The organism is uncultured Duncaniella sp. (genome assembly GCF_910578445.1).
In the GTDB taxonomy this organism is placed as follows: domain Bacteria; phylum Bacteroidota; class Bacteroidia; order Bacteroidales; family Muribaculaceae; genus Duncaniella.
In genome coordinates this window covers 43,908-65,411 of record NZ_CAJTQC010000012.1, presented here as the reverse complement: position 1 = coordinate 65,411, position 21,504 = coordinate 43,908, and the positions used below count along the sequence as shown (strand labels likewise).

General features: G+C 50.7%; 19 protein-coding genes. 13 read left to right on the top strand and 6 right to left on the bottom strand.

From position 1 onward, the window contains the following. The first annotated feature begins 3 nt into the window (after positions 1-3). The 8 genes from infA to QZ311_RS06765 all read left to right on the top strand — a co-directional run bounded on the left by infA (position 4) and on the right by QZ311_RS06765 (position 4,206). The gene (gene infA, locus QZ311_RS06800; protein ID WP_107031232.1) at positions 4-222 is read left to right on the top strand and encodes a translation initiation factor IF-1; all 219 of its coding nucleotides are present in this window, start codon (positions 4-6) and stop codon (positions 220-222) included. A gap of 65 nt (positions 223-287) precedes the next feature. Then, positions 288-404, top strand: a complete 117-nt coding sequence (gene rpmJ / locus QZ311_RS06795; RefSeq protein ID WP_016562612.1) for a 50S ribosomal protein L36 — start codon at positions 288-290, stop codon at positions 402-404. A 160-nt stretch (positions 405-564) separates the two neighbouring features. Further along, on the top strand, positions 565-945 hold the full coding sequence (gene rpsM, locus QZ311_RS06790) for a 30S ribosomal protein S13 (protein WP_123615493.1): 381 nt from the start codon (positions 565-567) through the stop codon (positions 943-945). A 9-nt stretch (positions 946-954) separates the two neighbouring features. After that, complete coding sequence (gene rpsK / locus QZ311_RS06785; protein ID WP_107031234.1) at positions 955-1,344, top strand: 30S ribosomal protein S11; 390 nt, start codon at positions 955-957, stop codon at positions 1,342-1,344. A 318-nt stretch (positions 1,345-1,662) separates the two neighbouring features. Then, positions 1,663-2,268: a 30S ribosomal protein S4 gene (rpsD, locus tag QZ311_RS06780; RefSeq protein WP_123615525.1), complete on the top strand. Its 606-nt coding sequence runs from the start codon at positions 1,663-1,665 to the stop codon at positions 2,266-2,268. Positions 2,269-2,285: 17 nt separating this feature from the next. Next, positions 2,286-3,278: a DNA-directed RNA polymerase subunit alpha gene (locus QZ311_RS06775; protein WP_123615492.1), complete on the top strand. Its 993-nt coding sequence runs from the start codon at positions 2,286-2,288 to the stop codon at positions 3,276-3,278. An 8-nt stretch (positions 3,279-3,286) separates the two neighbouring features. Then, positions 3,287-3,745 carry a 50S ribosomal protein L17 gene (gene rplQ / locus QZ311_RS06770; protein ID WP_297065835.1) on the top strand — a complete coding sequence of 153 codons (459 nt, stop codon included), beginning with the start codon at positions 3,287-3,289 and terminating at the stop codon, positions 3,743-3,745. A 170-nt stretch (positions 3,746-3,915) separates the two neighbouring features. After that, positions 3,916-4,206, top strand: coding sequence for a hypothetical protein (locus tag QZ311_RS06765; protein WP_297065833.1), 291 nt, complete (start codon positions 3,916-3,918; stop codon positions 4,204-4,206). Between the two features lie 190 nt (positions 4,207-4,396). On the opposite strand, the gene QZ311_RS06760 is transcribed toward QZ311_RS06765, so the two are convergent. Continuing rightward, complete coding sequence (locus QZ311_RS06760; protein ID WP_297065831.1) at positions 4,397-5,779, bottom strand: MFS transporter; 1,383 nt, start codon at positions 5,777-5,779, stop codon at positions 4,397-4,399. A 1,320-nt stretch (positions 5,780-7,099) separates the two neighbouring features. Between QZ311_RS06760 and QZ311_RS06755 the strand changes: the two genes are divergently transcribed. Continuing rightward, positions 7,100-9,133 carry a transketolase gene (locus QZ311_RS06755; RefSeq protein ID WP_297065828.1) on the top strand — a complete coding sequence of 678 codons (2,034 nt, stop codon included), beginning with the start codon at positions 7,100-7,102 and terminating at the stop codon, positions 9,131-9,133. Positions 9,134-9,300: 167 nt separating this feature from the next. Here QZ311_RS06755 and msrB read toward each other — a convergent pair whose 3' ends face one another. The 4 genes from msrB to QZ311_RS06735 all read right to left on the bottom strand — a co-directional run bounded on the left by msrB (position 9,301) and on the right by QZ311_RS06735 (position 15,702). Then, positions 9,301-10,299, bottom strand: coding sequence for a peptide-methionine (R)-S-oxide reductase MsrB (gene msrB, locus QZ311_RS06750; RefSeq protein WP_297065871.1), 999 nt, complete (start codon positions 10,297-10,299; stop codon positions 9,301-9,303). A 294-nt stretch (positions 10,300-10,593) separates the two neighbouring features. Then, positions 10,594-11,766, bottom strand: coding sequence for a hypothetical protein (locus tag QZ311_RS06745; RefSeq protein ID WP_297065825.1), 1,173 nt, complete (start codon positions 11,764-11,766; stop codon positions 10,594-10,596). 171 nt (positions 11,767-11,937) lie between these two features. Next, positions 11,938-13,092: an OmpA family protein gene (locus QZ311_RS06740; RefSeq protein WP_297065822.1), complete on the bottom strand. Its 1,155-nt coding sequence runs from the start codon at positions 13,090-13,092 to the stop codon at positions 11,938-11,940. 39 nt (positions 13,093-13,131) lie between these two features. Continuing rightward, positions 13,132-15,702, bottom strand: a complete 2,571-nt coding sequence (locus QZ311_RS06735; protein WP_297065819.1) for a hypothetical protein — start codon at positions 15,700-15,702, stop codon at positions 13,132-13,134. A gap of 432 nt (positions 15,703-16,134) precedes the next feature. On the opposite strand from QZ311_RS06735, the gene QZ311_RS06730 reads away from it, so the two are divergent. The 4 genes from QZ311_RS06730 to QZ311_RS06715 all read left to right on the top strand — a co-directional run bounded on the left by QZ311_RS06730 (position 16,135) and on the right by QZ311_RS06715 (position 20,599). Further along, complete coding sequence (locus QZ311_RS06730) at positions 16,135-17,139, top strand: hypothetical protein (protein ID WP_297065815.1); 1,005 nt, start codon at positions 16,135-16,137, stop codon at positions 17,137-17,139. A 147-nt stretch (positions 17,140-17,286) separates the two neighbouring features. Next, a complete protein-coding gene (locus QZ311_RS06725; RefSeq protein WP_297065812.1) occupies positions 17,287-17,673 on the top strand; it encodes a BlaI/MecI/CopY family transcriptional regulator in 387 nt (128 codons plus the stop codon). Between the two features lie 170 nt (positions 17,674-17,843). Beyond that, positions 17,844-19,640 (top strand): TonB family protein, encoded by a 1,797-nt coding sequence (locus tag QZ311_RS06720; protein ID WP_297065808.1) that lies wholly within the window; start codon positions 17,844-17,846, stop codon positions 19,638-19,640. Between the two features lie 209 nt (positions 19,641-19,849). Continuing rightward, entirely contained in the window at positions 19,850-20,599 is a 750-nt protein-coding gene (locus QZ311_RS06715; protein WP_297065806.1) for a CpsB/CapC family capsule biosynthesis tyrosine phosphatase, read from the top strand. A 33-nt stretch (positions 20,600-20,632) separates the two neighbouring features. On the opposite strand, the gene QZ311_RS06710 is transcribed toward QZ311_RS06715, so the two are convergent. Further along, a complete protein-coding gene (locus QZ311_RS06710; RefSeq protein ID WP_297065802.1) occupies positions 20,633-21,490 on the bottom strand; it encodes a patatin family protein in 858 nt (285 codons plus the stop codon). Between the last annotated feature and the right edge of the window lie 14 nt (positions 21,491-21,504).

Sequence of the window (21,504 nt, the reverse complement as noted above, 5' to 3'; positions counted from 1 at the left end):
GATATGGCAAAACAGGCAGCAATCGAACTTGACGGCACTATCGTCGAAGCATTATCGAATGCTATGTTCCGTGTCGAACTTGAAAACGGTCATGAAATCACAGCCCACATTTCAGGCAAGATGCGCATGCATTACATCAAGATTCTTCCCGGCGACAAAGTGAAAGTCGAAATGTCGCCCTACGACCTTTCGAAGGGACGCATCGCCTTCCGCTACAAATAATCCGGCGAGGAATCTCCCAAAATCATCAAAAGAAACAATAATCATCTTCAATACACTGATAAGCAATGAAAGTAAGAGCTTCTGTTAAAAAGCGCACTCCCGATAGCAAAATCGTGCGCCGCAAGGGACGTCTTTACGTCATCAACAAGAAAAACCCCAAATACAAGCAGCGTCAAGGCTAATGAGCTGTCCGGCGAAGCGGATAGCTCTATTATAGACTCCTATTAGTTAATATTTCTCAATGATTCCTAATAAGTGTTTTAAATAGTCGCTCAACCGCTTCGCAGTCAGCAAAAAAGTATTACCTTTGCAAAAATTTTAGTCAAGTAATCAAATTATTATATGGCAGTAAGAATCGTGGGAGTTGACCTCCCCCAAAACAAAAGAGGTGAAATCGCCCTGACCTATATTTTTGGTATCGGACGCAGCGCAGCCAAGACAATCCTTGGAAAGGCTGGCGTGGACGTGAATATCAAGGTTAAGGACTGGAGCGACGATCAGGCAGCCAAGGTTCGCGAAGTAATCGGCAGCGATTACAAGGTGGAGGGTGACCTTCGCAGCGAAATCCAGCTCAACATCAAGCGTCTCATGGACATCGGTTGCTACCGTGGCATCCGTCATCGTAACGGTCTCCCCGTGCGTGGCCAGAGCACCAAGAACAACGCCCGTACTCGCAAGGGTCGCAAGAAAACTGTTGCTAACAAGAAAAAAGCTACTAAATAATAAATCAACATGGCAAAAAAGACAGTCGCAGCTAAGAAAAGAAACGTTAAGGTCGACGCCGCCGGTCAGCTTCACGTTCACTCGTCTTTCAACAACATCATTGTGTGCTTAGCCAACTCTGAAGGTCAGGTTATCTCATGGTCCTCTGCAGGCAAGATGGGATTCCGTGGCTCTAAGAAGAACACTCCCTACGCTGCTCAGATGGCAGCTCAGGACTGTGCGAAAGTTGCCTATGACCTCGGTCTCCGCAAGGTGAAGGCCTATGTCAAAGGTCCCGGTAACGGTCGCGAATCAGCTATCCGTACAGTTCACGGTGCAGGCATCGAAGTTACTGAAATCGTTGACGTAACTCCGCTTCCCCACAACGGATGCCGTCCTCCCAAGCGTCGTCGCGTATAATACGCTTCACCGCTGTCAGCATCAACGCTTCCCGCTCTTAACTTTCATACGATTATTTGAGAAGCCGATTGCATGCTGAACATAAAAGTAAATTTTGATTCATCAATTTTACATTAGTCCCGATTCCCCGCAGTCTCCGCAAAGGATTCTTAACCAAGGAATGATGCCAGATATCATCCCGGTCCGACCCCCGGTGACCGGCTATTAGTGAAATAGACCATATTTTTTTTCACCTCTCTATGGTCGCGGCTGTCACGAAAGCCTGTCGCGTTCGGAACTCAAGGAATCTGAGACAGACAATTTCAAACAAACACAAAAATGGCAAGATACACAGGTCCCCGCACCAAAATCGCCCGTAAATTTGGCGAACCCATCTTCGGTGAAGATAAAGTCCTCGCCAAGAAAAACTATCCCCCGGGCCAGCACGGACTCAACAAGAGAAGAAAAACTTCTGAATACGGTGTCCAGCTTCGCGAAAAGCAGAAAGCAAAATACACCTACGGCGTGCTTGAAAAGCAGTTCCACAACCTTTTCGACAAAGCATCGCGCGCTAAGGGTATCACCGGTGAGATCCTCCTTCAGCTTCTTGAAGGCCGTCTCGACAACGTAGTTTATCGTCTCGGAATCGCTCCCACCCGTGCAGCAGCCCGCCAGCTCGTGCTTCACCGCCACATCGTCGTTAACGGCAAGGTGGTTAACATCGCTTCTTATGCAGTTAAGCCCGGTGATGTTATCGGTGTACGCGAAAAATCAAAGTCTCTCGAAGTAATTGCCGACGCACTCGCCGGTTTCAATCACAGCAAATATCCTTGGCTGGAATGGGACGAAAGCCTTAAGGCCGGTAAGTTCCTCCACGTTCCCGCCCGTGAAGATATCCCTGAGAACATCAAAGAGCAGCTTATCGTCGAGTTGTATTCTAAATAATCATTAAATTAAGATCCATGGCTATATTAGCATTCCAGAAACCCGACAAAGTCCTCATGTTGGAAGCCGACAATCAATTCGGTAAATTTGAGTTTAAGCCATTGGAACCGGGATATGGTATAACCATTGGCAACGCCCTGCGTCGCATACTTCTCTCCTCGCTCGAAGGTTTTGCTATCTCGTCGATTCGCATCGATGGGGTAAGACACGAGTTTGACACTATCCCCGGCGTAAAGGAAGATGTCACAAACATCATTCTTAACCTCAAAAAAGTCAACCTTAAGCAGACGGTTGAAGATACCGACTTTGAAAAGGCTACCATCACTGTGTCAGGTCAGGAAGAGTTCACAGCCGGTGACATTAGCAAAGGTCTTACAGGATTCGAAGTCCTTAATCCCGACCTTGTGATTTGTCATTTGGATCCGAGCGCCAGCTTCACTATTGATCTTACCATCAACAAAGGGCGTGGATGGGTTCCCGCCGAGGAAAACCGCAATGCAAATGATGCAATCGATGTCCTCGCTATCGACTCTATCTACACCCCCATCCAGAACGTGAAATATACAGTGGAGAACTTCCGTGTCGACCAGAAGACCGACTACGACAAGCTCACCCTTGAAATCACAACCGACGGATCAATCCTTCCGAAAGACGCTCTTAAGGAAGCAGCAAAAATCCTCATCTATCACTTCATGCTCTTCTCCGACGAAAAGATTACTCTTGAAACGGACGAGACTGACGGTGAAGAAGAATTTGATGAAGAAGTGCTCCACATGCGCCAGCTCCTCAAGAGCAAGCTCGTGGATATGGACCTCTCTGTCCGCGCACTCAACTGCCTCAAGAGCGCCGAGGTCGAGACCCTTGGTGAACTGGTGGTCTTTAACAAGACCGACCTCCTGAAATTCCGTAACTTCGGTAAGAAGTCACTCACCGAACTCGATGAGCTCCTTGCCAACCTCAATTTGTCGTTCGGAATGGACATTTCAAAATATAAACTTGATAAAGAGTAATTATAACGATGAGACACAATAAAAAATTCAATCACCTCAGTCGCAAGAAGGCTCATCGCGACGCTCTGCTCGCCAACATGACGATTTCGCTGATCATGCACAAGCGCATCTTCACCACTCTCGCCAAGGCCAAGGCACTCCGCGTCTATGCTGAGCCCCTCATCAACCGCGCTAAGGAAGACAGCACTCCCAACCGTCGCCTCGTCTTCGCTCACCTCCAGAACAAAGAGGCCGTGACTGAACTCTTCCGCGAAATCGCTCAGAAGATTGCTAACCGCCCCGGTGGTTACACCCGCATCCTTAAGACCGGCAACCGTCTCGGTGACAACGCCAAGACTTGCTTCATCGAACTCGTTGACTACAACGAAAACATGCTTAAGGACAACGGCGCCAAGAAGTCAACCCGCACCCGTCGTTCACGTCGTGGCGGTAAGGCTAACGCTGCTGAAGCACCCGCCGCTGAATAATCTTCCGCGCAAGATATATCACAGGATAATTGAAAATCATCGTCGGATTCCTCAGGATTCCGGCGATGATTTCCTTTTTTACAGACCTTATGGCTCTGCTACACACACAATCGTGTTATTCCTGTGTCTTAGCCGTTTTTACAAATCTATATATAGAAACCGATAACACTATGGGAAGATTCACTGCAGGCGAGCGCAGAGGGCTCTTTGTGCTTATAATAGTCTTGACACTCCTGACACTCTATCTGCTCGTCAGAAACGCTTTTGAGGCCTCTGAGCAGGCTATTGCCACCCCTGCGGTGTGTACTGTCGATACGATTGCCATACCGGATACAGCTTCATGCAGGCAACCGGCCGGCAGCTCATCGACCCTAAAGCCATCCCGGCGAAAATCCACGCGTCCGCGCCCGACAAAAATCCCGTCGCGCCGCAGTCCGCTTGACGATGGCATCAACGATTGAGCCGCCTCTCTCCGGGCTCGTGGGACATAAAACATCGTATGGACATAAAACTCCGTATAGACATAAAATGCTTCGTGTGGACATAAAAATTCAGTCGCCTCGTCTGTCATCTGACGGACGAGGCGACTTTTTGTCAATATCAATATCTTGTCGGAAATCTCCTTACAGGATATTATGTGATTTGCTGTTATCAGAGATTCAGCGCATCGGGCGCTTCTTCGTTTACAGGAATGTCAGTGTTGACATTCTTGCTACCGATAAGGCCGTAGTAAAGCAGGTAGGCAAGCATTGCCACTACAAGCCAGTAAGAAGTCATATAGCCGCTTGCTTTGGCAATGGCATTTTGAATCAGAGGCATAACGCCGCCGCCGACCACCATCATCATGAAAATACCGGAAGCCTGAGCTGTGTACTTGCCGAGGCCCTCGACTGCGAGGTTGAAGATACCGCCCCACATGATTGATGTGCACAGACCGCAAAGAATCAGCAGGAATGCGCTCACAGGCACTTGTGCGCCACCTTCATAGAGGAATTCAGGCACAGGGAAGGTAGTGGTCTTTGGAATGAAGATAGCGAGGATAATGAGGATAATGGCTGTCGACGACACTGCGATGAGCTGGCTGCGCGACGAAACCGAACCGCTGATGAAGCCCGACAGCGTACGTCCGATCAGCATGAAAAGCCAGTAGACGGCAACAATCGCACCTGCAATGGCCGAAGCCTGTCCCTCGACGCCCGCACCGTTTGCGCTCTGGTCGGCAAGATAGAAGTTAAGAGTGCCGGGGATGCCGATTTCGATGCCCACATAGAAGAAGATACCGATGACACCAAGCACCGTATGGCGGAAATTCCAAGGCGAGTGGCTGTATTTGATCTTACGGCCGGTGCTGAGATTAGGCTCGGGGATAGAGACGAAGCAAAGGATGACAAAAGCCACGGCAAAGATGCCTATGCCAAGAAAGAGCAGCGGGTTGACAGCTCCGATCTGGGTCTGCTTGCTGAGCACACCGATGAGCATACCCACGAAGAGAGGTGTGAGAGTGCCCGAAAGAGAGTTGAGCGCGCCGCCGAACTGCAGAAGCTGGTTGCCACGGTTGCCGCCTCCGCCGAGGAGGTTGAGCATCGGGTTGACCACGGTGTTGAGCATGCAGACGCAGAAACCGCAGATGAACGCGCCGAGGAGATAGATAAAGAAGTTAAGGGTAATCGGGAATGTGGTCGCAATGCCTTCGGCATTGGTCGACGAGAATGTTGTAACCACGGTTTCAGTCCCGACGGTGCTCGAAAGGAATTGGACAAAGAGTCCGACAACGCCGACGGCCAGCGCCCAGAGGGCTGTCTTTTTGTAGCCGATGCGGACGAGCATGTTGCCGGCCGGGATTCCCATAAACAGATAGGCAAGGAAGTTCATCATGTTGCCCATCATGCCGAGCACTGAATTGCCTTCGAACTGATATCCCCATATCGTGCCGATCGGGGCTGCAAGGTTGGTCACGAACGAGATCATGGCGTAGATGAAGAACATCACGACTATGGCCACTATCCGTGCATTGTTTTTTGGAGTCGTTTCCATTACGTTTAGGTAGAATAGATTTGTTTTATTTATGAACTTAAAATTTTTATCTTAGAAATTTGACTTTAAGTAAAAACAGAAATGTTGAAAACTATGGTTGAGCAAAGTTAATGATTCTTTTTTGATTTTCTTTGTTTATAAAATATGTTTTCCGGCATGCTTTTTCATCCCTTTTGCCATGAATGAGATTTCAGTGGAGTGACAGATGAAAAAAATAACTCAAAAGTCGCTTGAATTTCGTGTTTTTTCTTCAAAAAGGCATTCAGGCATGCTGAGAGCTCATTTTTTGAAAAATTTATCCGCTAAAAATGTTGTCAATTCGTCAACATTTTTTTTAATTTTGTGTCGCTGTTTTGTCAACTTTCACCGATAGACTGTTCATCTGCCATCCTGAATCTGACTCGACGGGTGGGCATTCTTTGGGAAAAGGACGATTTTGTTAATATAAACATAAATTTACCAAAACCTCAACATAAGACGCGAAAGCTGATTACTATCTACAGATATAACATATAAATATAATATGTATTAAGTTCTAATCTACTCTGCTCGACTCTACTGCAACGTTCCATTCCGCCGTCAAGAGGATTGTGCGGATCTCCTGTCTACTTCCTCTCATTTACTATGCCCTGACAATTCAGCCGGCAAGTCCGGTTCGGTTCTTCTTACAATCCCCCCATTGTGCTCCGCAGGAAAATTTTACGGTGTTCGGGTCACAGCCCCTGCTTTTGATTGCAGGAGGTGCGTCGCGTCTGTCGTAATCGCGCCTGTCTTTACAGGACGAATTGTCGTGCTTGACCATAACGATATTTTCTGATGAGATGTCCGTTTGGGCTTCGATGTGTTTCTATGTCCCCGTCGAAGGCCAGTGCAGGATGCTCGCTGCTCCGGCTTCTCTCTTTTTCAGGGGGCTTCAACTAACGAGCATATAGGATGTGCGCATTTCGATGTCGCTGTCCGAAGCCCCCTCCTTATTTGCCGTTTGCCGCGACGGAGCGGAAACATTGGCCGAAGCCTGAAGAATCCGGCAGAAAAAATATGATTCCGTCGAATCCCGGAATCAAGGCATAGGTGATAATCCTCTTTGTGAAAAGCGGTGCATCTATTATTTGTTACTATTGTGTGTCGAATTCCTTGTCGTCACGACAGGGAATTCGTTTTCATATTGACCGTGAATAGCTCAAATAGATTCTTATTTATATCATATTGACTGTTTTCTACTGTTATTTCAACGAATATTTGTATATTTGCACTACTCTCTGCATACCGAAAAATCTTCATGTATAAACTTTAACGATTTTAATAATATAAATTAAACCCATGAATCTGACAGCAATTAACCGCGCAGCCGACAATATCCGTATTCTCGCTGCCTCTATGGTTGAAAAAGCAAAATCCGGACACCCCGGTGGCGCTATGGGAGGCGCTGACTTTGTCAATGTGCTCTACTCGCAATTCCTCATCACCGACCCTGACGACGGCAAGTGGCTTGGCCGTGACCGTTTCTTCCTTGATCCCGGTCACATGTCGCCTATGCTCTACAGCGTGCTCGCCCTCTTCGGTCACTATACAATGGCTGAGCTCGAACAGTTCCGCCAGTGGGGATCTCCGACTCCCGGTCACCCCGAGCTCCATCCCGAGCGTGGCGTTGAAAACACTTCCGGTCCTCTCGGACAGGGCCACACTATGGCAGTTGGATGTGCGATCGCAGAGCGTTTCATGACCGCACGTTTCGGCGAGTGGATGAGCCACAAGACCTACGCTTTCATTTCCGACGGCGGTATTCAGGAAGAAATCTCTCAGGGCGCAGGCCGTCTCGCAGGCTACCTCGGTCTCCACAATCTCATCATGTTCTACGACAGCAACCGTGTGCAGCTTTCTACTATGGTCGACGCTGTGGACTGCGAGGACGTTGCAGCAAAATACCGTGCATGGAACTGGAATGTGATTGAAATCAACGGCAACGATCCCAAGGAAATCGCCGAAGCCATCGTGGCTGCACAGGGCGAGAAGGAACGTCCGACCCTCATCATCGGCCATACAGTCATGGGCAAGGGCGTCGTTAAGGCTGACGGCTCTAACTTCGAGGGCCAGTGCTCAACCCACGGACAGCCTCTGAGCGCTTCGGGCGCGGACTATGCCGCAACAATGAAGAACCTCGGCGCAGATCCCGAGAATCCTTGGGTGATTTTCGACGACGTGAAGGCGCTCTACGACGCACGCCGTGCAGAGCTTCGCGAAATCGTCAAGGCAAAGCGTGCCGAGCAGGCCGCTTGGGAAGCCGCAAACCCCGAACTCGCCAAGGAACTCCACACATTCCTCAACAACGAGCTTCCTGAAATCGACTGGAAGGCCATCCCCCACAAGCCCAACATCGCATCGCGTCAGGCTTCGGCCGATGTCCTCGGTGTGCTTGCCGAGAAGGTCAACAACATGATTGTTTCTTCAGCCGACCTTGCAAACTCCGACAAGACCGACGCATTCCTCAAGAAGACCCATCCGTTTACCAACGGTGACTTCTCAGGCGCATTCCTCCACGCAGGCGTTTCAGAGCTCACTATGGCAGCCGTGATGAACGGTATCGCCCTCCACGGCGGTGTCATTGGTGCATGCGGCACATTCTTCGTGTTCAGCGACTACATGAAGCCCGCAGTACGTATGGCAGCCCTCATGGAACTCCCCGTGAAGTATATCTGGACTCACGACGCATTCCGTGTCGGCGAGGACGGCCCGACCCATGAACCCGTCGAGCAGGAAGCCCAACTCCGCCTCATGGAAGAGCTCCGCAACTTTAACGGCGAGCCTTCTATGCTCGTGCTTCGTCCAGCCGATGCCGCCGAGACTTCTGTGGCATGGGCGATGGCTATGGAGAACTTCAAGACTCCTTCGGCTCTCGTGCTCTCGCGCCAGAATCTCCCCGACCTTCCCGCCGCTTCAGGCGACCGCTTTGCCGAGGCAAACGCAGGATGCCGCAAGGGTGGCTACACCGTTGTCGAGGCTGAGAATCCCGATGTGATCCTCGTTGCAAACGGCTCGGAAGTGTCGCTTCTCTGCGAGGTTGCCGAAAAGCTCGCTGCCGAAGGCAAGAAAGCCCGCGTGGTTTCAGTTCCCTCGCTCGGCCTCTTCTTCCTTCAGGATGCCGACTACCGCAAATCGGTCATGACTCCCGGCGTTCCCGCTTTCGGTCTCACCGCAGGCCTTCCCTCGACACTCCGCGAAATCGTGGGAGCCGACGGCATGGTGTTCGGTCTCGACCACTTCGGCGCTTCCGCTCCCTACAAGGTGCTTGACGAGAAGTTCGGTTTCACCACCGAGCATGTCAAGGGTCTTGTCGACAAGTTCCTCGGAGCTTAAAAAATCATAGCGATAAGCGTCGGTTGCTTGCATGACAACGGAAATTGTCATAACTTTGCAACCAATCTAACGATAGTTCTTATATTATATCAATGCCTGCGACCCCAAAAGGGACCGCAGGCTTTTTTATTGCTCCGTGAGTCAATCAGCTCAGGCGGTTTCCGCCTCTATCTGACGAGCGGGATATATGCGCCATAGCCTTCGGCCTCCATCCTGTCGAGCGGGATGAAGCGGAGCGACGCGCTGTTGATGCAATATCGCATTCCTCCGCGCTCTTTAGGCCCATCGGGGAACACATGGCCGAGATGCGCGTCGCCGACACGGCTTCTGACTTCCGTGCGGTCCATTCCGTGGCTGAGGTCTCTCGTCTCGACTATCACATCGTCGCTTATAGGACGCGAGAAGCTCGGCCATCCGCAGCCGGAGTCAAACTTGTCGGTCGACACGAAGAGTGGCTCGCCGGTGGTGACATCGACGTAGATTCCTTTCTCATGATTGTCGAAATACTCGTTGCGGAATGGCGGCTCTGTGGCGCTTTCCTGAGTGACGGCATACTGCACGGCTGTCAGCCGCGAGCGCAGCTGAGTGTTGTCGGGGCGGCTGTAGGCCGAAGGGTCGACATCGGCCTGCCGCGGTTTCGACGCGCGCCGTGCCACTTCAAACAATCGCGGGTCTATGTGGCAATACCCTCCCGGATTCTTGTCGAGATAGTCCTGATGATATTCTTCGGCCGGATAGAAGTTCTGAAGTTTCTTCACCTCGACGGCTATCGGGAGGCGGTGGAGCTGCGCCTCCTTTGCGATTTCGGCGAGCGCCGTGTGCTGCTGCCTGTCATTGGTGTAGTAGATGCCCGTGCGATACTGTGTCCCCCGGTCGTTGCCCTGACGGTTGACCGACGTGGGGTCGATGGTCATGAAATAGAGCTGTATCAGCGCAGGGAGGCTGACGCGCGAGCTGTCATACTCCACCTTTACGCCTTCGGCCGCCATCGTGCGTCCGGAGCATACTTCCTTGTAGGTAGGGTCGGGGACAATGCTGTTGGCATAGCCCACCTCCGTGCCGACCACTCCGTCGATTTGCTTGAAGAAGTGTTCCGTGCCCCAGAAGCATCCGCCTGCGAAATAGATTGTCTTTACGTTGTCTGTCGTATTATTTCCGTTGTCCATAGTCTGTAGGTGTTTGTCTGTTATGCCTGCGCACGATGCTGTCACGACCGTTGCTGCAAGCGCGGCTGATATTATTTTCATGTTGGTAAAACGCATGCATACGCCGTCGGGTTTTCCGGAGATATGATTGGGGCTGTTAAAAAATTAACAATAAATTTTTTACACACTCTTAACCGTCAGCCTTCCGTGTAGGTTATTTTAACTAAACGACGCAGGATGAAATAACTGAAAAATGTTATTTCATCCTGCGTTGTTTAGATATTTTTTTATCCTCCGGTTTATTCCGGCAGGAGTTTAGCGTGCCATGATTTTGCGGACGGTTGTTCCGGCTTTGACGATATAGATGCCGGGGGTCGGGACTGACAGATGTCCGTTTCCGTTGCCACGTGCGATAAGCTGGCCGGTGACGCTGTAGATTTCAGCCACGGCTGCACCCTCTACGTAGACATCGAGACCGTTGACGCTGATGGTTGCGGCGTTGCTGTCGGCTGTAATGTCGGTGATGCCTGAGCTTGCGACTTCCATTCTGATTTCATCGGGCGAGCCTGCGGGGACTACGAGATATGCCTTGTTGCGAGGCAGGTTGACTTCAGTGCTTTTCACGAAGCCGATCGAGCCGTCGGAGAGTCTACCGAGCACTCGCATAGTCTCGGGATCATTTGGAGTGAGATTCTTGTGAAGAAGGCTGGTGTTGTTGAAGTAGACACCTTTGAGCTTGTTTGAGCTGACGGGGGCAGCCTCGCCACCGAGACTGAGCTTGTTGCCGGCAGTGAAGGGCGACGAGCACTTGACGATGACCGGTGTTCCCTTGGCCACTGTGCCTTCGATAGGATAGATATATGCGACTCCGTCGGCATATGATGTCACGTAATATACGGTCATTCCCTCTGAATGGCATGAGAAGGGGAAGTCGGCATAGAGCGAGGCATAGAAGTCGTTGCCGTCATTGAACTCGGGAAGGATGCCGAAATAGTTGTCTTCGTCTGTGGTGACGGGGTGGAAATACCAGCGGAAATAATCGCCGTTGCCCATCGAGGTGACATATCCGCGCTCGGAGTCCGACTCGGTGGCGTCGCCGATGTAGCGTGTCATGCCGCTGTTGCGTCCGAAGACCATGTAAGTGCCGAGCTTGGCATTGGCAAGGCGGATGCTGACGGGGTAGTCGATGATTGTTTTCACTCCGGTCCCCTGTGTCTGGAGGTCAAAATCCTGATTTTTGCCGTTGAGGTCCTTTACATAGATGATTGTCGATGGGTCTGAGATGGTATTTTCATAGTTCTTATAGAGCTGGAGTGCTCCGAGTTCGGCTGTCGTTGCCTGAAAGTTGAGTTCGCCTTTGTCGTCAAGTACGTAGATGTAACGTCCGGTCTTGTAGTTCTGGACGCGGTAGTATCCGTCACCTTCAATCTTAGCCGAGGCGGAGAGAGCTATAGCTGTGGCGACGAATGTTGTGATGAGTTTCTTCATTTCTAAATCGGAGATGGGTAAATTAAAAAAATGTCAAAGAATATTTTTTTTCGAGTTGCAAAATTACGACAAAAAATACTAAACCGAAAGAAATCTATGTTAAAAATCGGGGCTGTGCCATTTTCGGCACAGCCCCGATACAGAGGGTTTTATGTGTGTCTGAATCGTGGATTATTCAACGATGCAGATTGCAACACGGTTCTGGGCGGGAGTTGAGTAGGGCTGGTCCTCTACTTCACCCATGCTCTTGACTGTGATGCGGTCAGAAGCGATGCCATGTTCCTTGATAAGAGCGTTGGCAACTGCTTCGGCGCGCTGAGCCGAGAGACGGAGGTTGAGCTTCATTGAGCCTGTGCCCTTGTCGGCATAACCGGTAACGGTTACCTTGGTCGAGGGGTTGGCCTTCATGTAGCGGGCAACTTCAGCCACCTTATACATTTCGTCCTTTGTAATCTTGATGGTAGAGATCTTGAAGAATACGTCGCGGGTGAGGGGTGCGGGCACTTCCTTGATCACTTCCTTGACTACGATCTTCTCTACGGGAACTTCCACGATCTTTTCGATGATCTTGGGTTCGGCTGTAGCTGCGCAGCACTTTTTGCGTTTCTGCTTGTTGAAGGTTGTTCCGAAAGCATACTTCACGCCTACGAGGCCGTTGAAATACCAGTCGGCGTTGCCTGCCTTCTTTGAGTTGTAGCCGTCGGGGAGGACGTTGGCCTGAAGTTCGAGGCCGAGTTTGATGTTGCTGGTGAGGTTGTAGTCAGCATATACGCCGAACTGACCTACGAAGCGAGCCTTTGTGCCGGTCCAGATGTTGCGGAGCACATTGGGGCGGGCAGCAGCGTCGAGATCGCCATAGACGCTTGCCTTGAGGGCGTTGTTTACGTCGTTGGCTTCGCCGTTGCGGGCTGCGATGTTAGCGCCGATACCGGCGAAGATGCCGGCATTGACGGGACGCTCGGGGTTGAAACCGCCGATGAGGTTAACGAGGTCAACAGTGGCGTTGACGGTGGGAGCTACGTAGTTCCACTTCCAGTCAGAACGCTTGCCGTCAACTTCGATTGAACCCTTAGAGGTCCAGCCGTTGAAGATGAGGCGTGCGCCGAGTACGGGGTTGAAGCGGTAGCCTACACCAACCTGTGCGTTGAACGATGCGAGTTTGCCGAAGCTGGTTTCTCCCAAGGTCTCCTGCATACCAACCTGTCCTTGGACATACCAGTGGGGCTGGAAGACATATTCTGTCTCCTCCTGCGCCTCCTGTGCGTTAGCCGTGAAGGCTGCACAGAGGGCGAGTGAGGCTGTTAGAAATAACTTATTAATTTTCATGTTTTTAGTTTTCTAAAGATTTGAGCCTTGACGATTCGATTAGCGGATTACCTGTACGTAGCACTTAACAGTTGAAGTGTGACCGGTGAAGTCCATTGCCTGATAAGCGATTTCGTAGGTGAAGACACCACCCTTGGCGCCGCGAACGTCGAGAGCCACGCGGTTTACGCGACCGTCGAGAACCTTAGCCATGCTTGCGTTAGCAGCATTCTTGAGGTCAGTTCTTTCATTGCCGTTCTTGTCAGTAACCTTGACAACGCCGACAATCTTCTTGAATGCGGGGCAGACAGTCTCGAAGTTGTAGGTAGTGGCCCAAAGCTCGATAGCTTCGCCGTTACCCTTGAACTGTGAGGGCTGCTTAGAGTCGGTGCTGAGGAAACCGAGGTTGCCGTCGGCCTTGCGGAGGAACATTACGCTCTGGAGATAGTGGTTGGGATCGTCGAGCATCTTGTTGATGCGGTTAGCAACAGAGTTGTACTTGTCGATGAGCTTGTTGACCTTGTTGATGTAGTCGTTGTTGATGTCGTCAACGAGGTTGTCGAGCTTATCCTGAATGCTGCCCATCATGTCGTTAACCTGATTTTCGATGCTTGCGATAAGACCGTCAGGACCGTTGAATGCTGCGTCGACAGCTGCTTCGATCTGCTGCTGGAGCTTTTCGTTGAGGCTGGGTTCGCCAACCTTGCCTTCGAACCATTCGTTAACAGAAGCCTGAAGTTTGTCGACAATCTGCTGAAGGTCTTTAGTGATATTTACCTTTTCAGTAGTATATTCAGTAGCTTCACCGGTAATAGGATCGAACTTAGAAGGAACTTTGACTTCGATGATAGTTTCACCAACTTCGTCAAATTCAATCTTGCCGAGGTCGAGTTCTACGTCAAGTGATACATTGCCGATTTCGAAGGGCTTGAGGTTGAGGTCAACGAGTGACTTGTCGATTTCAATAGGCGAAATAGTGGGGAGGTGACGGAACGATTCGCCCTTGAGGGTAGCGAACGAGAGGGGCTTGAAGGCAGTTGCAGCAAGACCGTAGTTAGAATAAACCTTCTGCTCAACCTTGGTGTAGCCTTGTTCGTTCTTGCCGGTAACAGCTTCGTAAGTGTAGCGGAGTGCGTTAGCGTCGCATACGTTCTGGAGCTGGCTGTAGATAGCCTTGAGAAGGTGAGCCATGTCGGCTGCAGTGTGGTTCTTGACAGCGTCTTTGAGTGACTGTGCGAGACCTGATTCGATGTTGACCTTGATAGCGTCGAGGTCGTCGAGGGCTACGGTAGCTTCAGCGCGGTAGAGACCATTGCCGTTGCCTGCTGCACGAGAGTTTGAGTTAACACCGAACTTGATGAGAGTTTCGTCGTCCTTAGTGATGTCAACGAGGTTTACTTTTGAAACTTCTTCACGGCTGTTGACGAGTGCGAAACCGGCCTTGTCGAGATGGTTGACAGTTCCGGGGTTTACAGTAAACCAGAGGTTACCGAGAGTAGCCTGACCGTTGTTGACAGTATAGGCGAGAACTGTTGAATTCAGGTCATACTTGTCAGATGTGATTGAAGACCAGTCGATGTTTGAGTCAGAGTAGCATTCTGCACCCATATCCTTGGCAGTCGAAACAGGGAATGATTCAGCCTGAGTAGCGAGGTGACCGAAGTTGGCCATGAGCACCATTGAGTTGATGCCGAAGGGTGTGTTGAATGTACCGTAGAGGTGGTTTGATGCAGACTGGAGGATGAGGCTTGTTACCAAGTCGTTGAGACGGTTGAAGATAGCGTCAACATCGTTCTGAAGTTCAGCGATGGCAGCAGAGTTGTTCTTGATGTTCTGCATAACCTCTGCGTAGTTCCACCATCCGTCGGCAGGAGCTTCAGCACCATTCCAGATTGTATTGTACATCTCTTGGATGCCTGCGAGGTCAGCATAGACTTCATTAAGAGCCTTGAGAGCGTTCTCGTTAAGAGTTCCTTCGTTCTGGAGTCTTACAAGAGTTTCAAGGGCAGTCTTATTATTGAAGATAAATTCACCTTGCTTTACGTAAGTCTGGAATTCTTCAACTGTAAGACCGATATTTTCAAACCATTTTGCAAGACCGTCGACAGTAGAGATGAGGCCGGGATTAGTTCCGTCGCCGTTGAGAATCTTTTCAAGATTGGCGATTTCAGTCGAAAGGTTTGCTATAGTTCCGTTTTCACCTACTAATGCTTTGAGCTGGTTAGCGATAGCGATAAGATCGGTAAGAGTTGCAACATCTTCAGGCTTGAACTGGTCGTTTCCTCCGGGTTCTTTACCTTCAAGAGCTGCAACACGATTGGCAAGCTGTGTTAGAGCATCCTGAGTTGCATACTGATTGGTGAGCTCAGTAATCCAACCCTTAATCTCAGATTCTGTGTAATGAGGCTTGCCATTGATAAGTGCTTCAAGACGCTGGATTTCGCTCTGGCAGTTTGAACTGCAGTTGGTAAGTTTGTCCTTCAGGGCATCGAGAGCAGCCTGAAGGCTAACCTGCTCACCGCGAAGGTTGGTATACAGATCTTCGTCTGTATCCTTACATGAAGTAAACGTGCTGAATCCTCCGGCAGTAAGCGCCAAAAGAAGCAGACCTGGGATGAATTTTTTCTTCATTACAGTTTGTTTAATTTAAATATGTATTAGTCGTTATAAATTATTGAATCCGTGTGTATGTCTTTCCCGGCAATTATGTGCTTGTGGGGTAGCACTTTTACCGTTGGTAGTATTATATAATAACCTTAGAAATATATAATATCCTGCTGCAACGTCAGTGATCTATTCTATTGGTGGTTTAAGTTGAAAGTGAAAATTCGGTTGTCGTCATAGCTTGAGTTAGAGTAAATGTTGAATTCCACGTTGATAATCTTATCAGGTGGCAAAGGTAGTAAAAATATGCGAAACGCAACAAGTTTTAACGGAAAAAATGTTTCGCTGTTTAAATTTTCGGAAATTTGGAAGAATTTTGTAACTTTGCACGACGAATTTGTCAACAAATGCAATCAAAGCATACATAAATATTAAGAAATAAAACCATCACATATCAGCATGACACACAGCACAAAGGGAGTTGTCCGCAGGATTACTGCCGTAATTACCGGATTGTTTTTAGTGAGCGCGATTCATGCGCAGGTGAGCGACCGTGAGGCCCAGATGTCGTTCGGAGCGAAGGAGCGCAATGTGTTCCGCCATCTTGATGTCGGAGTCTCCGTCGGTTCGACCGGTCTTGGACTTGACCTTTCGACCCATGTGACAGACTATGTCCGCGTCAGGGCCGGTGTCGACTTCACGCCCCATATCGCATTCCCGATGTCGTTCAGCCTTCAGAGCTATTCCGACGGCGCCGGGGTGACAGCCAATAATTTCGAGAAGCTTCAGAACTATATGCACCGTCTGACAGGCATCGATGTCGATGACCGCGTGGAGCTCGACGGCAAGCCGACCATGACCAATTTCAAGATGCTCTTCGACATCTATCCTTGGAAGACAAAGGGCTGGAGAGCTACGGTGGGTTTCTATGCCGGATCGCGCAAGGTGGCCAAGGCGCTCAACACTATGGGCGAGATGCCGTCGCTCGTGGCTGTCAATATCTACAATAACTTCTATGACTTCATCATGAGCGACGATGCAATCGACAAACCTATTTTCGGCGACACGTATCTCGACCCGTTCCTTGTCGACGATCTCCGCGCCGACCTCGAGACCGAGGGTCACATGGGTATCCATGTCGGCGACTTCAAGGACGGAAAGCCCTATATGATGCAGCCCGACACCGACGGCATGGTCAAGGTTTCGGCTTTTGTCAACGCATTCAAGCCCTACGTGGGGCTGGGCTACACCGGCGACCTCGGCAAGTCGAAGCGGTTTACGCTCGATGTGGACTGCGGCATGATGATCTGGGGCGGTTCGCCTTCGCTCATCACCCACGACGGCACTAATCTGACAAAGGATGTGGTCAATATCAAGGGTAAGCCGGGCGACTATGTCGACCTGATGACAACTTTCAAGGTCTATCCGGTTGTCAGCGTAAGATTCGCGTATAAGTTGTTTTAAATATTTTTAACACTAAAACACTACGCCTACGTTGCAATAACTCAATTATAGTTTTATCTTTGCGGTGTGAAACTACCATGATAGTTTTGCACCGCAGATTTTTTAACGATATAACAGAATAATCATAACATTAAAATCCATCAATTTATGAAACCAGGAAGAAAACCACAGATGCTCACAGAAAAGGAATTGGTCATCATGCAGATGCTTTGGGAGCGCGGTCCTCTCTTTGTGCGTGAAATGGTCAACATCCACGAAGAGCCCAAACCCCACTTCAACACCCTTTCGACCATCGTCAGAATTCTCGAAGAGAAGGGTCATGTGAGCCACGAAGTTTTTGGCCCGACCTACCGCTACTATGCCATCGCCAAGAAGGAGGATTTCATGAAGCGTTCGTTGGCCCGTCTGGTGAAGGATTATTTCAACAACTCCTACAAGAACGCCGTGTCGGCTCTGGTCGAGGAAGAGAAGATGTCGGACGATGAACTCCGCGAAGTCATGGAACTCATCGAAAGCAAGAACGCAAAGAAATAATAGCGAAAACGCAATATCAGGGATATTAATCAAGATTCCAACCTGAGATTAAGGCGTCCGGCGACCATCCCTCCGCCGGACGTCCTTCTATCCGGCCACCTTAAATCGACGCGTCCACCCGGAGCGCTCTCTACGTAGCCAGTGCTTAACTATTTTAAACCTAATCTCTCATGGGCACAGTACTATCATATTCTCTCTACAGCTCAATCCTCCTTTCGCTGCTCTATCTCACCTACAAATGGGTGATGGCCGGCGAAAACCAACACCGTTACAACCGTGTGGCCCTATGGCTAATCTATATAGTGGCGCTCACTGCGCTGCCGGCGATTGAGTGGGCGCGCGGACTCATGGCCGATGCACCGGCGCCTGTGCCTATGGCCGAAATCGACTTTGAAGATATTATGGTCAGTGTCGTTGACCAAGGAGAATTTGTCGCTCCGTCGCAGCCGTTGTGGACCACGGTGTTGCTGTGGGTCTATATCACGGGTGTCGCCGCGACGCTTTTCCAGACCGTATGGGTCGGGCTCAGACTCAGGCGCATAATATCGCGCGCCGAAGAAGTCGGACGCTATGACGGAAAGATTGTGGTCGTGACCGACGAGAAGGGGATTGCACCGTTCAGCTGGTGCAGATATGTGGTGATGAGCCGCAAGGACTGGGAGGAGGACGGCAGCATGATTCTCGTCCACGAGCTCCAGCATCTGCGCCTTCGCCACTGGATCGACCTTCTGGTGGCACAGGCCGTCGGGGTGTTCCAATGGTATAATCCTGCTGCGTGGCTCATGCGCGAGGAGCTTAAGACTGTCCATGAATATCAGGCCGACGGTGCTGTGCTCGAATCGGGTGTCGGGGCTCGCCAATATCAGATGCTGCTGATTAAAAAGGCTGTGGGCCATCGTTTCACCTCTCTTGCCAACAGCCTGAACCACAGTAAGCTGAAAAAACGTGTCACGATGATGTATAACACCGACAAATCCCCGTCGCGCCGTCTGCGCGGTCTGGCGCTCATCCCTGCGCTTGCGGTGGCTGTCGGTATGGCCAATCTCGATGTTGTCGCCTCGGTCATCGACGACACGGCTCTTGCGTCGTTGGGCGTGGAGAGTGGTGGTGACGACATCGCGCCGGAGTCGGCATCGGTAACTTTGGCGGAAAATGAGCCGGCAATGCTTCCGGCCGAAAATGTCGCGGAGGCGGATGTCCGTGAAATTCAGCCGGAGTCGGCCACGGATGTCGCCGGGGCTGTGGCTTCGGATGCAATGGCCGCCGGAGATGTGGCGCAGCCGGTGAATGAGACTGCTCCACGGAGCGAGGCCACGGAGGCCGCCCCCTATGAGGGTGAGACCGCCGCGCCTGCCGTCGCTCCCGAAGCACGCGCGACAGCTCCTGCCGCCACTGAGCGCCAAGAGGCCAAGGAGCAGCCCGACGATGCGAAAGTTTACACCGTGGTTGAGAGAAAACCGCAGTTCCCCGGCGGTGAGAAAGCGCTTCTCGAATATGTGGCCGCCAATATCAGATATCCGCATGATGCTTATAAGAATGAAGTGCAGGGTCGGGTAGTGGTCCGATTCGTTGTCAGAAAGGATGGTTCGATAGGTGATGTGACGGTTCTCCGCCGATTGGACCAGTCGCTCGACAATGAGGCTATACGTGTCATCAAGAGTCTCCCGGCTTTCACACCGGGCATGATGAATGGTGAGGCTGTCAATGTCTGGTATGCACTTCCCGTGACATTCAAGATTAAGAAAGATGAGGAACTGCCGGCACAGACCTCACAGACTGCCGAGGTTAAACTGCCTAAGTATTTCCTGAAAGATTTGGTTGGCAACGTGTCGGTGCATAAGGGCAATGAAAGCTGGGTTCTTTCTTCAGAACAGTTAACGGAGATTTCTCCGGCATCCATCGACTCGATAAATGTCAGAAAAGATGGAATCAGGCCGGAGGTGAGTATCTATCTGAAAAGCGTCTGACGGCCTGTCGGCCGATGAGGTCGGAAAAGTGATTGCCTGACACATTCTAAAACATTTTAGGATATTTAGAGTGGCGTACAAATGTATGACCCTCTTAAAAACGGCAGCCGGAAAACTCTTTTCCGGCTGCCGTTTTAGGCTATTACAAAATGAATGGTTAACTTTGTATGTGAAATATAAAACAACAGACGCAGTAAGAATAAGTTAATATGGCATTTTTTAGTTTTCTTTCTAGAAAGAATGAGCCGGTGAAATTTCCGTTCACAACCGACATACATTGTCATATCCTTCCGGGTGTCGACGACGGTTCGCCCGACGTGGAGACATCGGTTGAACTTGTGAAGCATATGCGTAACTGGGGGCTTGAACGCATCATCGCCACTCCCCACATCACGGAGGCGACTTTTCCGAACACTCCCGATGTGCTCGACCCTGCATTGCATGAGCTGGATGAGGCTCTGAAGAAGGCGGGCGTAGACGTGGAGCTGTCGCGTGCGTCGGAAAACCGTATCGACGACTTTTTCCGCGCGGAGCTTGCCGCAGGCCAGATCACCACTTTTCCGAACAGGTATATTCTCGTGGAAAATTCGTTCATTCAGGAGCCGTGGCAGCTTGACCAGTTTCTGTTTGACCTGAAAATTCAGGGCTACAACCCGATAATGGCTCATCCCGAACGGTTTCACTATTATTTCGAGGAAAACCCCGAACGTTACGACCAGCTCCACAGGGCAGGCGTGTTGTTTCAGGTCAATGTGTTGTCGCTCGCAGGCGGATATACCAAAAAGGAAAAGCGGGTGGCCGAGAAACTGATTGAAAAGGGCTATGTGGATTTTTTAGGCACTGACCTCCACAATTTCAGGCATGCCGATGTGATTGATGCCTATCTTTCGACCAAGGATGCGCGCCGCCATTTCGAGGCGCTCGAAAACCGTCTGCTCAACGACAAGGCTTTCATTTAAATATCATCATTTAAATATCATCCTCAATCTCAATTATCTGCCGTTGCTGTCAAGGAAAGCTTTCAGTTTCGGCAGCATTGCGGTCGCGGTGTCACGTCCCATCCCGTAGACAAGCCGCATTTTGGCGGGGTTCATCTCGATGCGTCCGATTGGCAGAGGGGCTGACGGGGCGATGATGAAGGTGTTGCCAGTCAGGGCTTGTGAGTGGATGTAGTCGAGCTGCGCGTTATACATCTCGTGTCTTTTTGCCATCGCCTCGACAATTTTTGGATAGCGGCGCATGAAAAGCCGGAACACCCATTTGCGCGCCGGACTTTTGCGGTAGTCAAGCGGCTGTGTTAGGACCACGACGTTGCGCCCGAAGCCCTGTGACTGGAAATAGGCCAGAGGAATTGAGTCGCTGATGCCTCCGTCGAGCAGCAGATGTCCGTCGGCCACGCATACTGGCCGGGTGACAACCGGCATGGAGGCCGATGCGCGCAGCCATTCGAGAGAGTCGTAGTCGACACGGTCCATGCGGTAGTAGACGGGGCTGCCGGTGGTCACGTCGGTGCAGACCAGATGAAATTCCATCGGGTTGCTCTCGAAAGTCGGAATGTCGAAAATGTCGAGTTCGAGCGGGAGTGTGTGGTAGGCGAATTCAGCGCCGACAAGGTCGCCTGTGGCGAGAAGCGAGCGCAGTCCCATGTAGCGCGGGTCTTTGCAGAACCTCAGATTGTAGCGGAGCACGCGTCCCGGCTGACGCGACTTGAAGTTGCAGCCGAAACTCGATCCGGCAGAGACCCCGACGAGACCGTCGAAGTCAATCCCGTTTTCCATCATCACATCTATGACACCGGCGGTGAAAAGTCCGCGCATTGCCCCTCCTTCGAGCACCAGTCCTTTACGCATACGATAATAATTTG

What these genes read in the sequence shown, in the direction of transcription:
- QZ311_RS06710 (WP_297065802.1), bottom strand. Translation starts at nt 21,490, where the DNA reads ATGCGTAAAGGACTGGTGCTCGAAGGAGGGGCAATGCGCGGACTTTTC.
- msrB (WP_297065871.1), bottom strand. Translation starts at nt 10,299, where the DNA reads ATGGACAACGGAAATAATACGACAGACAACGTAAAGACAATCTATTTC.
- QZ311_RS06735 (WP_297065819.1), bottom strand. Translation starts at nt 15,702, where the DNA reads ATGAAGAAAAAATTCATCCCAGGTCTGCTTCTTTTGGCGCTTACTGCC.
- rpmJ (WP_016562612.1), top strand. Translation starts at nt 288, where the DNA reads ATGAAAGTAAGAGCTTCTGTTAAAAAGCGCACTCCCGATAGCAAAATC.
- rplQ (WP_297065835.1), top strand. Translation starts at nt 3,287, where the DNA reads ATGAGACACAATAAAAAATTCAATCACCTCAGTCGCAAGAAGGCTCAT.
- QZ311_RS06745 (WP_297065825.1), bottom strand. Translation starts at nt 11,766, where the DNA reads ATGAAGAAACTCATCACAACATTCGTCGCCACAGCTATAGCTCTCTCC.
- QZ311_RS06740 (WP_297065822.1), bottom strand. Translation starts at nt 13,092, where the DNA reads ATGAAAATTAATAAGTTATTTCTAACAGCCTCACTCGCCCTCTGTGCA.
- QZ311_RS06775 (WP_123615492.1), top strand. Translation starts at nt 2,286, where the DNA reads ATGGCTATATTAGCATTCCAGAAACCCGACAAAGTCCTCATGTTGGAA.
- infA (WP_107031232.1), top strand. Translation starts at nt 4, where the DNA reads ATGGCAAAACAGGCAGCAATCGAACTTGACGGCACTATCGTCGAAGCA.
- rpsK (WP_107031234.1), top strand. Translation starts at nt 955, where the DNA reads ATGGCAAAAAAGACAGTCGCAGCTAAGAAAAGAAACGTTAAGGTCGAC.
- QZ311_RS06730 (WP_297065815.1), top strand. Translation starts at nt 16,135, where the DNA reads ATGACACACAGCACAAAGGGAGTTGTCCGCAGGATTACTGCCGTAATT.
- rpsD (WP_123615525.1), top strand. Translation starts at nt 1,663, where the DNA reads ATGGCAAGATACACAGGTCCCCGCACCAAAATCGCCCGTAAATTTGGC.
- QZ311_RS06725 (WP_297065812.1), top strand. Translation starts at nt 17,287, where the DNA reads ATGAAACCAGGAAGAAAACCACAGATGCTCACAGAAAAGGAATTGGTC.
- QZ311_RS06760 (WP_297065831.1), bottom strand. Translation starts at nt 5,779, where the DNA reads ATGGAAACGACTCCAAAAAACAATGCACGGATAGTGGCCATAGTCGTG.
- QZ311_RS06715 (WP_297065806.1), top strand. Translation starts at nt 19,850, where the DNA reads ATGGCATTTTTTAGTTTTCTTTCTAGAAAGAATGAGCCGGTGAAATTT.
- QZ311_RS06755 (WP_297065828.1), top strand. Translation starts at nt 7,100, where the DNA reads ATGAATCTGACAGCAATTAACCGCGCAGCCGACAATATCCGTATTCTC.
- QZ311_RS06720 (WP_297065808.1), top strand. Translation starts at nt 17,844, where the DNA reads ATGGGCACAGTACTATCATATTCTCTCTACAGCTCAATCCTCCTTTCG.
- rpsM (WP_123615493.1), top strand. Translation starts at nt 565, where the DNA reads ATGGCAGTAAGAATCGTGGGAGTTGACCTCCCCCAAAACAAAAGAGGT.
- QZ311_RS06765 (WP_297065833.1), top strand. Translation starts at nt 3,916, where the DNA reads ATGGGAAGATTCACTGCAGGCGAGCGCAGAGGGCTCTTTGTGCTTATA.